An 11,703-nucleotide genomic window follows, 5' to 3' on the forward strand; every position below is an offset into this window, starting at 1 on the left:
GAAGCTGTTTTTAAAGATTTTCAACCTGAATTAAACATTCATTCATCAAAACTTGGGATGACTTGGGATGAAATTCGTAAGCTGAATAGCGATCCTCTGGTTACTATTGGAGCACATACAGTCAATCATTTTAACCTCTCAAAGTTGCCAGATGACGTTTTAAAAGCCGAAATTCTGGAATCTAAAATTGAATTGGAAAAACAATTAGGTCAACCAGTAAAACACTTTGCTTATCCTTACGGAAAATTTCAACACGCTTCAGTTAGAGAATTTGAGTGTGCCGATAGTATTGGGTTTAATACCGCAACTACAACCAACATGAGTAATTTGTTTATGGAAAATGGTGACATGCTTTGCAGTTTACCTCGAATTAATATAAACCAGGTTACCAGAGTACCAGTTCTTAAAATGCAAACAAGTGGTTTGCTTCCTTTTTTAGTTAATAAAGGAAAAAAAATCATCAGTTAACTGGAAGACATATAATTGTTATTGGCAACAGTTTATTTAAAGAACCTTTTTTTGTTTTGTTAGTTTTTTAATCAAAAAGCATTCATAATTGCACCCTAAAACTTCTTGAAAAATTTAAAAAAAAGGGTGGTTGTAAACTAAAAACAGTATTTCAACGTTTAACTCAAGTGTATTTTGACGAAAAAAAAGAACGTTTTGACGTGTTTTACATAAAATTTTAGCATCTTTGGTTTACCCCTAATTGAAAATTATGAAGAATTTATGTGTATCTTGTTATAAAATTCTAATGCATTTGTTTTTCTTGCTGCTTATGTTTTATTCATGTACGAATGAAAGTTTGTCAGCAAACACGTTAAATTCTATAGAGAATAACGCTCCTATAGCTGTAACTATGGCCGATAAACTTATCGGAGAGGCGCCTTTGCAAATTAATTTTACAGGAATAAATTCAACTGATGATAGTGGTATTGTTAGCTACTTCTGGGAATTTCCGGAGGATACGTCTACATCTCAAAATGCCACTTATACTTTTAACCACCCAGGAGTTTATGATATTTCTCTAACAGTAACGGATACAGAGAATTTAACGGCAAAAGCAACCCTAACCATTACGGTTACGGAAGGATTTGTAGATACTTCAGATATAATAGAGGAATGTATTACAAAGGGAGGAAAAGCAAATGAAAGTGGGTTAAAAAAATGGTGTTGGAGCGATATGACTTTGCCTAACTATTCAGGGTCAAAAGGTAAGTCTTTTAATGATGATCAATTAACTATTGATTCTGAATGTAATGAAAATGCAGTTTCAATAGTCGATGGGCAATTACACTTTTTTGTTGACCCAGTTAATCCACCAGTTGATACATCATGGTGTGAAAGAGATTTTAATATGAGAGCGGAAATAAGAACTAATTCATGGAATGTAAAACATCCAATGGGTACGGAAGAATGGTTTGGATGGTCTTATACTTTTGGAAATAATTATATTATAGATAATAATAATCAATGGCTTTTCTTTCAAGTGCATCATGCAGTTGTGGGAGATTCACCTCAAATGGAATTAATGGTTATTAAAGATGGTCAATTTAGCGGTCATGATGCTGGAGAAATCTATGTGGTAAATAATGCTAATAATTCTGAATATCATCCAACAGGTATTACGCCAGTTGCTGGAGAAACTTTGGATATAGTTGTTCATACTATTTGGAGCGACGCTTCCAACGGATTATTACAAGTTTGGATAAACGGAAATCAAATATATAACAAGCAAGTTGCCACCGTTTATGAAGCTCATCCGTGGGGCGGAAATGCTAAATGGGGCATTTATAAATGGCCATGGGCGAATGAAAGTGGCGTGCAAAAATCATTAGAACAAGGTATCACAAGTATGGAAACCCATATGGGACCATTACGAATGATTACGCGTAAGCCTGGTGATACGGATTACCTTACCGACTCTTATAATTTAGTAGCACCAAATTAATTAAATCTTGAATTAATTTTTGGTTTTAACCTGTTATTTAGACCATATTCCGCGATCCTTTTTCTCCAAAATTTTATACACTTGAATAGGTGATAAAATAACTAATGGAATTAAACTAGTAATCGTACCTAAAACGATACCCATTACTCCAAAATCTAGCACTTTAACAAAAAATAAGGACGCCGGAATATTAATAAGTGCTGCAAATAACCATGAATACATTTGAAGCCCAATTTTACCAGTTCCATTTAGTACAATGTTGAACATGTTTACCCAGGTTGTAAGACAGATTGATACGGCTACTGTTATTGAAATTGCCATGGGTATTTCAAGATTTTTCCCTAACCAAAGTTCATAAATGAAAGGTGAAATTACCACCATAATTAGGGCTATGAAAATGGTGCCTATCCAGATTTTCACAACCGTATTCATAGATTTTCTCATCCAGTCTAATTCGCCCTTAGCATAGGCCTCTAAATTGGATGGCCAAAGCTGATTATTTAGTATAACAAATAGTAGCATAAAAATGGACAGGTATTTGTAAGCCGCCTCATATTGCGGTACACCTTCCAAAGACACAAAACTGGCAATTAAAATATTATTGGTTTGATGTATGATGAGCATGGCAATTTTTATTAGGAAAAATTTGAACCCTAATGAAAAGAGATCTTTAAAATAATCCCATCTAGCAAATTTCAAGTAAGGTCTATACTTTTTGAATTTTCGATTAAAAAAATACAGTCCGACAATTAATGGAACTAAGGCAAATGTTAAAGATTTGGCAATTCCAAAAAGGAGTAGTGAGTCAGGAACTATAAATGGAATTATGATAATTAATATTAGAAAAGATAATTTTGTTAGAAATGAAAACAATTCTACATACGCCATTTTTTGTAAAGCATAAAATATTTCATAGATGTTTCGCGCAACGAATTGAATACCAAAAGCAACAATAATTATAGCACCAAGTAACTTCACTTCACTCACTAAATCAGGAGAAATATTTAGCCAAGTGGTCCAAGGCAAAACAAAATTTAGAACAAGTAATACAATGGTTACCAATACTATTACCGCGCCTAAGGCAAAATACGCAGTACTTACATACCGCACGGCTTTTTCATCATCATTTTGGGCTACAGATTCGCCAAATTTATTTCGTAATCCAAGCCCGATGCCAATATCAAAATTTAAAAACCAATCAACGATTGAAAGAAGTGTTAGGAAGATTCCGAATTTTACTGCGCCAAGATAATCGAGGGATAAAGGGAAGTAAATAAAGCCAATTAATACCCCAAGTCCCTTGATAATAATAGTTTGAAATATGTTCTTTTTTGCTCGAACTGATCGAGAATCTCCTTTTAGGAATATCTTTTTTAACTTTTTAAATAACTTCATATTCAAGTAAGGGAATTTAATAATGCTATCATTTAAAGTGAGTTAAAAGAATTTTGTTCCTTTATTTTATTAATACCCATGCCAATGCCAATATGTACAGCGAAAAGAAAGGTGATATGTTTAAAAAATAAAAAGGTGTTGGTTAAATTTCCAACCATATAAATAATGGCCACTAAAAAGGGGATTACGAAATACAAGTTTTCATTAATAGATTTAGAGTAATAAAATACCGCAAGTACTACAAATAAGATAAAAAATGTACAGGCAGGTATGCCGTATAGAAATAGCGATGAAAAATAGCCACTATGTAAATCTCCTGTAGTAGCAGTTGCTCTATCTCTATCACCAGTAATTCGGAGTAAATTAATATAATAAACCTCATTTTTAAGGTCTCCATATCCGAATATTGGTTTTTTGCCAATGTTATCAAGCACCATGGAATAATAGCCTTTCCGACCATCCACCGATTCAGACAAGCGCTCTTTTACTAAGGAGCTATTCATTATATCTTGATAATAAAAAATAGAAAGGGATAATAAAATAGCTAAGGACGTTAAACCCGCCAAAAGTAGTTTCTCAATAGCCATTTTTTTAATATAAATTAAATAAGTTAAAATGACCAAAATTAGGATAATCCAACTCATTCTTTGAAAAGATGAAATGACACCGAGAGAAAAGAAACATACCAATCCTATTTTTAAAAGATTGTTTTTAATAGTAATTAATGCCCAGCTAATAGCAATTATTAAATAATATGAATTGAAATATTCTGTGCTAAAAATACCGTTTGATCGTAAAACCCCACCAAACGCAAGCCTATTGTCACCTATTCTAAGAAAATAAGGATCTATTGTTAATTGTATAAGGCTAATGATGGTTGAGACAATAGCGCCAATAATAATAGTTTTTCCAACCAGGTCGTAAGAGGCTTTATCAGCCATTAATTGAATGGCAATTATAATAACTAAAAAGTTAAGGGCGTCCAGAATGTTTTTTAAAACTGGTCCAATACCAACGTGCGAAATATTTACAATTTGTGATACAATTAAGCTTATTATAAACCCAAATAGAGCTACCATAAACCATGGGGTTTTTCCATTTATATAAATACTAAATTTGGTTTTGGCAAATAAGCTTTTTCTAAGAATAAGGTATGAAAAAACAAAAAACAAAAAACGTTCTGGTTGTATTTCAAACAAGCTAAAACCAGGAATTTTTAGAGTTAATAATGAATTTGTGTTTCCTGTTAGAAGGTAGAAAGTTAGAAAGAATATTTCAAACTTATATCTAGATTTACTTTTGATTACTAAGTATAAAGAGGCAAGGGCTGCCAATATGAAAAAAACATAAAAATGTTGTAATTGTATACCTTCTGACCAATTAAAATACTGTTTGTAATCACTCATTTTATGACAATATCAAGTTTTGATGTTAGATTTTTTTAATGAAAAACTAAAATCTAGATTGGTAATGATTCTTCAATTATTTGAGTTCCACTTCCATTTGTGCCATACATGTGCCCATAGCCATACGCATGTTCTTTATCCATGACATCATTAAAAATGATAAAACTTTTTTTCTTTTTATCGTATTGCAATAATTTTTCAAAATCTTTAAGAAATCCAATTTTGGCAATCTTTCTTCTAACAACAAATAAATTTATGTCTATCACATCCTTAAATAATACAAAATCTGAAACCAGACCAACTGGTGGGCTATCCAATATTATATAATCATATTCTTGACTTAATTCTAGAAAAAGCGATTTCATTTTTTCGCCAGAAAGTAACTCATGAATATTATCTTGTATTAGAACTGTAGTTGGAATGAATTGAAGATTTTTTAACTTTTCATAAGGATAAATGATATCCTTCGAATTACTAACTTCTCCTTGTAAATAGTTGGAAAGTCCCTTTCCATTAATTTTTTTTATTCCGTTTGCTAGGCTTGGGCTTCTTAAATCAGCATCAATAATAAGCGTTTTTATACCAGCCTCTGCCAAAGTTATACCTAAATTGATAGAACAAAAAGATTTTCCTTCTTCTGGCATAATTGACGTTATTCCAATCACGCAACATTTTTCTTTTGGACGGATATATTTTAAATTGGCACTCAAGTTTCTGAATGCCTCTTTTAATTTCCAAAGCGAAACTGCAGCTTTGTTTTTATTTAATTTTACATCATGATTGGTAATACTTGCAATTAAAGGAATATCTGTATTAGCCGTAATTTGATTAGCGTTTTCAATAATATCATTTGGAGCGAAAAACACCATCCATGCTATTGGGATAATGGTTCCAAGTATTGCAGCCAATGCCAATAGTAACATTTTTTGAGGAGCAACCGGACCAGAACCTTCCATTCTTGCTTCATCCAAAACCCTCGTGTCTGATATGTTTTCAGCCCTTGCAATCCCCGTTTTAGCTAATTCCTGACTTAAATAATTGAACAAATTTTCATAAAGCGTACTTTGTCTTTGAATATTAAGCAATTGATTTTCTTGCATTGGCAAAGATTCTATTACACCATCATAACTAGATAACTGCGAATTGATTCTTTGTAAGGCATAATTTGAAGAACTAATAGCATTACGTAAGTTGTTAATTAACAAGCTTGTTGATTCCTTTATCTGCTTGTTTAGTATGCTTATTTCTTGATTATTTTCAGTTACATAAAAACGCTTTTTTGTTCTTTCAGCAGCCAGCCTTTTCAGTTCTAAGATGTTTTCATTTATTAAAGGATCTGTAATTCCAACCGCAGTTGGTATAACAAAATCGTCAGAAAGACTATTAGCTTCTACGTTTTGAATTAAAGAAGTATAATAATTAATATTCATTCTATATTTCGCAGCATCCATCTGTAAATTTGAAGTTCTGCCTAAGGCATTTGATGCTTTTTCTCCCAAATTAAGTGCCCGCTTGTCTTTTTTGAACATTTCTAAATTTAATTCAGCCCTAGTCAAAGAATCCGATATTATCCTAAGTTGATTACGAATAAATGATTCTTTTAATGTCGCGGTTTTGTTTCTAGACGCTAGCTTATTTTGTACGTAATTGTCAGTTAATTTTTTAAGAAAGTCGGTTTCCTTATTAACAACAGCGCCTTGAGATACAATTTTAAAAATACTTGCCTGAATATCAATATTATCAACTTTTAAATTAGTTAAATAACCATTTGCTACATCATCCAGATCATGAACTTTAAAACTTAGTTCAAGGTCTTTAAAATCACCAGGGCTAATTTTGTAATTAGGTCTATCAATTATGAAGTTGAAATAATCATTTTGAACTTTTTCACCAAATGAAAATGTTTGTGTGAAAAATAGCGCTTTATCCACTTCGTGAGTAAACCCGGTAGAAGGATTTAAAACTATAAATTTATTGGCGTCAATGGTTAATTTATATTTTTCATTTGCAAGAATTTGAATTTTGAAAGGCACATTGAAGAGTTGTGTTTCATTCTCTAAAAGAGTTACTTCAAATGGAAAATATTTATAATGTTCCTTAGACTTCATCCAGTTTCCTGAATAATAGGAAATATTAAAACCTAAATCTGTTACGGTTTGATCAACTAAACTGAATGATTTAATAATGCCAATTTCGTTATAAAGATTTTTTTCCAATTCCATTAGGCTAACGCCACCATCAACGTACTTGCTTTCGCCTAAAGCACGACTATTGCCTGATGGATCAATTAAAATGGATGTGGATACTTCATATTTGGGAGTGGCTACTAGAATGTATGCTAAGGCTAACCCTAGAAAAAAACATAGGCTTAAAATGAAAAACCATTTATTGTTATATACCTTTTGTAAAAATAATTTCAAATTTACCTCTTGCTGAGGGTTCATTTGTGCATCTCTTTTTAAATTCATTTTTATTTTTAATCTAGTATTTTAATTTAGGGTTCATGAAACTCAGTTTCATAGTATTATTTTATTTATCAATCCTTTAGATACCAGTCGCTAAATATTAAATAAAAATATTTTATATATTACTTTGATATATAGCTTACAACTAAAACGGTTGTTGATATGGCTGATAAAATAAGCGCAAAAATCCCTAAATTATTTTTAACATTGGTATCGGCAATATTTCTTTCAGATGTATCTACATATAACACATCATTAGGAAACATAAAATAGTATTGAGATCTAATAATCGCTGGATCTGTCAAATCTAAATTTACTACAATAGAATTTGCACCCTTCTGTCTAATCAATTTTACGTTTGTACGTTTTGCCGATAAATTCAAATCACCCGCTGCACTAAGCGCCTCAAATATTGTTGCTTGCGTGTTGTAAATATACTGAGTACCAGGGTTTTTTACGTCACCAAGTACAGAAACTTTAAAATTTGTAATTTTTACCGAAACAGTTGCATTTACTAAAAATTTGTCTATTTCGCTTTGCACTAATTTTCTAATATCTTTTACTGAAAGCCCAATTACTTTAACCTCTCCAACAATGGCAAGATTTATCATGCCATCGCTATTTACAGAGTAGCCTGTAAGATACATAGATGCTGGGTTTGCATCGTTACCTCTATTGTCTAACGCCGTTATGTTGAAAAAATCTGATTGTTCAGGATCTCTGCTTTGTACTTTAATATCTAAAATATCGTTTTCCTGAACTAAATATTCGGTTAATTGAGTGGGAACTACAAATTGGCTTATGTCGCTCTGTAAATAATTAATCTCCTTAGATGTGTAACATGATGATAATGTTATAAATAACAATATCACATATAATTTGTTTATTTTTAAATACATAATTTTATTCTTATTAAGCTTCTTTTTTCTGTTTATATAACTATTAAATCAAAATGCATTTTTGCCATTTCTTCCAAAAATAGTCATGAAAATAATTTTAATGTCTAACCAAAAACTCCAGTTTTCAATATACCATAAGTCATGTTTTATCCGTTCGTTTTTTTGTTCGCTGGTAATTGTAGGGCCTCTCCAACCATTTACTTGCGCCCAACCCGTAATTCCCGGTTTAATATAACTCCTTACCATATAGTCATTTACACTTTTTCTAAAATCCTGCTGTAAATTGGCTCTATGTGGCCTTGGGCCAATAACACTCATTTCTCCTTTTAAAACATTAAAAAACTGGGGCAGCTCATCCAAATTACTTTTTCTTAAAAGCTTGCCAATTCGGGTAATTCTTGGGTCATTCTTAATTGTTGATTTTGTACCAAATAATGGGTCGTCATTTATGGACATAGTTCTAAACTTGTAACATTTAAAAGAATTACCTGACTCTCCTTTTCTAAGTGGTGTATAAAAAACAGGGCCTTTTGAATCCAAAAGTATTAAAACAGCAATAATCAAAAATATTGGTGACAATATTATAATACATAAAAATGCAAAACAAAAATCGAATAAACTTTTTACTATGGTTTTATTAAAATTATCCAATGGCGATTGGCGCAGTTTGTATACAGCATAATCACCTATGGTTCCGGTTTTAAATTTTTTGGCCAATAATTCTGGATTTTCAGGAATTAATTTAACACGAACCCCAAAACTATCTGCGATTTGTATTAATTCTATAATTTTTTTCTCTTCAATTTTTGATACAGCAATAAAAACTTCGTCAACAGGATGGGAATTTAAGACATTAGTGAATTCACTAATGTTGCCAAAAACGTTTAATTTTAGTTTGTTTTTTGATTTCTCAATTCCATCTTCAAGATAACCTACTAGGTGGTAACCATAGCGATCCAAATTTTTTGTAAAACCAATTAGATTTGAATTTTCAAGAGATGATCCAATCAATAAGGTTTTAGAAAAAAGATTAGCGCTTTTTTTCTTTAAAAATTTAAGTAAAAACTTATGACTGAGTAAATTTAAGTATGAAAAAATAAAAATTGGAAAAATAAAGGTTGATCGCGCGAAGTATCTGATTTTAAACAATATCACAAGAGTAGAAACAAATCCTACAAAGAAAAACAAAGAAATTAAAATATTTTTAAAATAGCTGTAATTTGGGTCAAAGTAGAATTCTTTATCCCTGATATATAGTATAATAAATAGCCACCCAAAATTATATATTAATGAAATGGGGAACATTTTTAATAAAAACGCTGGTTCAGTAAATGAAAATTCTGGTAATCTGAAATATAAATATAGTGTCAGTACCAAATTCAATAAAACAAACTCAAATAATAGCAGTTTAATAAGTATATATCTATTTTTCGAATTCATTAAAATTGGTTTTTATTCAACTTTAAAAAATCTAGAGTTTGAGGCAACAATAACACTAGAATAATCACCTTGTCAATGGCTATTGAAAAGTGTCCTGCATCATTCAAATTAAACAATAATTTTATCATTTTTAGCAGGGGCTTTTGGTTTAAGTTCTTTAATTAAATTAGCAAATCTATTTTATACAAACCATATAAAAAAAACAAAATTGTTTTAGTTTTTGGGTCTGAAAAGTTTGTCATATTATTGAATATGAGCAGGTAAATTAAATTAAAAAAATAATTCTAAAAATGCACAATACATAAAATTTTACTTTAAATTTTTTCCCTCTTTTATTGAATTGTGCGTTATACTATGTTAACGTTTTGGGAATAAAAGTAACTAGTATGTAAAAAAAATATTTAATTTTTCGATTAAAAGCTTAAAAATCGTTTGTCCCTCAATGGTGTAGTAGATTAACGACATAATTGACCAATCACCCGAAATCATTAGCCTTCAAAATCATGAAATAGGACGCTTTTCTTGTACGAAAAGTTATAAAACATTATATAGTAAGGATTACAAGGGGAAATGACGCCTAACTTAATGAAACACCTTCAACTAGCTGTAAGTTGGGCAATGTAATTTGATTAGATTTCTGTTTATTTATTTAACAAATAAAATATTTAATGGAAAAATTTGCAAGCATTAATGAGTTCTTTAGAGATATGTTTTTGTAACCGATATTTATTTCAGTAATCTTTCAAGTTTAAAGGTTTTGAAAAAATGATTTTTGGAAGATTTTCCTTCTGTAATTATATTCATTTATCGTAAGAAATACACCTTTTATCTTAGGTAAAAACACAACAATTGATATATTGGTAGTTAATCTAATTTTTTCATTTATTAATTATAATAACTCTACGTTTGCTAACGGATAGGTAAAAGTCCTACACTTGTATTTTGGATTGTAAATTTTCAATATTGTTGCTATGCATTTTGCCCGTTTCAGATCACGTGTCAATAAAACACTTTTATTAACTGCAAAAATGAATGCTCTATAAAAACTTTCAAAATAAAATGGAAAAAAATTCAGTTTTAGCGGATTCCCAAATTAATCATACAACTAACATTTCCAAAAACGGAATGCCAAAAAAATCTGATAAATTGAAAGTAGGTGTTATTGGTGGCGGATTAATGGGAATGTCACTTGCATATAGAATTTCTGAGCAGAATGCCTCTGTGAAGGTTTTTGAACGCGATTCACAGTTAGGTGGTTTGTCAACACATTATAATTACGGCAGCTTTACTTGGGATAAATTTTACCATGTAATTGTGCCAACCGATGGGAGTTTAATAAATCTCATAAAAGACATAGGTCTGGAGGATAAATTAAAATGGAGTCGATCGTTTACAGGTTATTATGTAAATAAATCATTCTATTCACTAAACAGCCCGAAAGAATTTTTGTTGTTTCCACTTTTAAATATTTGGGATAAAGTTAGGCTTGTATTCACTATTTTTTATGGTGGCAGAATAAGTAATTGGAAAAAATTAGAAAAAACCACCGTAAAAGATTGGTTGATAAAAATGGGCGGTACAAAAAATTTCAACAAATTTTGGGAGCCTTTATTATTAGCAAAACTAGGTGAGAATTATAAACGCGTTTCAGCAGTTTTTATCTGGACGTATATTCGTAGATTGTTTAAAGCACGCGAGCATCCTGTTGAAAAGGATTATATGGGATATGTTTCTGGTGGTTATAAAACGGTGTTTGACCGTTTGGAACAATCGCTATCTAAAAACAACTCTAGCACGCTACTAAACACATCGGTAAAAAGTATTAAGCCACTAGAAGGCGGCGGCATAGAAGTACAGTATGATGATAAAGTGGAATATTTTGACAAAGTTATTTTTACAGCGCCCGTAAATGTTTTAGAACAAGTAACCTCGCCAGAACTTTGTGAAATTGTAAAAAACGATAAACCAATTGAGTATTTGGGTGTGGTTTGTTTAGCTTTGATTACAAAAAAGCAGCTGACACCATATTACGTTTTAAATATGGGCGATGTTAATTCGCCGTTTACTGGAGTCATTGGAATTAGCTCTTTGGTTGATTCAGATGAAACTGCTGGTGAGTATATTACCTTTTTTCCGAAGTATATTCC

The 11,703-nt window shown here is 30.9% G+C and carries 8 protein-coding genes; 3 read left to right on the plus strand and 5 right to left on the minus strand.

Annotation, left to right across the window (positions count from 1 at the left end; all coding sequences use genetic code 11):
• Both WBN21_RS09295 and WBN21_RS09300 read left to right on the plus strand, forming a co-directional pair.
• Positions 1–468, plus strand: a 468-nt coding sequence (locus WBN21_RS09295; RefSeq protein WP_424199608.1) for a polysaccharide deacetylase family protein, incomplete at its 5' end; no start/stop codon positions are given.
• Positions 469–805: 337 nt separating this feature from the next.
• Positions 806–1,951 carry a PKD domain-containing protein gene (locus tag WBN21_RS09300; RefSeq protein WP_424199610.1) on the plus strand — a complete coding sequence of 382 codons (1,146 nt, stop codon included), beginning with the start codon at positions 806–808 and terminating at the stop codon, positions 1,949–1,951.
• A gap of 33 nt (positions 1,952–1,984) precedes the next feature.
• On the opposite strand, the gene WBN21_RS09305 is transcribed toward WBN21_RS09300, so the two are convergent.
• The 5 genes from WBN21_RS09305 to WBN21_RS09325 form a co-directional block, all read right to left on the minus strand.
• Positions 1,985–3,346 (minus strand): lipopolysaccharide biosynthesis protein, encoded by a 1,362-nt coding sequence (locus tag WBN21_RS09305; RefSeq protein WP_424199612.1) that lies wholly within the window; start codon positions 3,344–3,346, stop codon positions 1,985–1,987.
• Positions 3,347–3,378: 32 nt separating this feature from the next.
• A complete protein-coding gene (locus WBN21_RS09310) occupies positions 3,379–4,752 on the minus strand; it encodes an O-antigen ligase family protein (protein WP_424199614.1) in 1,374 nt (457 codons plus the stop codon).
• Between the two features lie 53 nt (positions 4,753–4,805).
• On the minus strand, positions 4,806–7,220 hold the full coding sequence (locus WBN21_RS09315; RefSeq protein WP_424199616.1) for a GumC family protein: 2,415 nt from the start codon (positions 7,218–7,220) through the stop codon (positions 4,806–4,808).
• A 119-nt stretch (positions 7,221–7,339) separates the two neighbouring features.
• Positions 7,340–8,116, minus strand: a complete 777-nt coding sequence (locus tag WBN21_RS09320) for a polysaccharide biosynthesis/export family protein (protein ID WP_424199618.1) — start codon at positions 8,114–8,116, stop codon at positions 7,340–7,342.
• A 48-nt stretch (positions 8,117–8,164) separates the two neighbouring features.
• Entirely contained in the window at positions 8,165–9,556 is a 1,392-nt protein-coding gene (locus WBN21_RS09325; protein ID WP_424199620.1) for an exopolysaccharide biosynthesis polyprenyl glycosylphosphotransferase, read from the minus strand.
• 1,059 nt (positions 9,557–10,615) lie between these two features.
• Here WBN21_RS09325 and WBN21_RS09330 point away from each other — a divergent pair.
• A partial coding sequence (locus tag WBN21_RS09330; protein WP_424199622.1) for an FAD-dependent oxidoreductase occupies positions 10,616–11,703 on the plus strand: 1,088 nt, incomplete at its 3' end.

Origin of the sequence: Algibacter sp., assembly GCF_049667265.1 — a bacterium.
Taxonomy (GTDB): Bacteria; Bacteroidota; Bacteroidia; order Flavobacteriales; family Flavobacteriaceae; genus Algibacter_B.

Excerpts from the sequence above, each read along its gene's own strand:
- WBN21_RS09320 (WP_424199618.1), bottom strand. The coding sequence starts at position 8,116 with ATGTATTTAAAAATAAACAAATTATATGTGATATTGTTATTTATAACA.
- WBN21_RS09305 (WP_424199612.1), bottom strand. The coding sequence starts at position 3,346 with ATGAAGTTATTTAAAAAGTTAAAAAAGATATTCCTAAAAGGAGATTCT.
- WBN21_RS09310 (WP_424199614.1), bottom strand. The coding sequence starts at position 4,752 with ATGAGTGATTACAAACAGTATTTTAATTGGTCAGAAGGTATACAATTA.
- WBN21_RS09325 (WP_424199620.1), bottom strand. The coding sequence starts at position 9,556 with ATGAATTCGAAAAATAGATATATACTTATTAAACTGCTATTATTTGAG.
- WBN21_RS09315 (WP_424199616.1), bottom strand. The coding sequence starts at position 7,220 with ATGAATTTAAAAAGAGATGCACAAATGAACCCTCAGCAAGAGGTAAAT.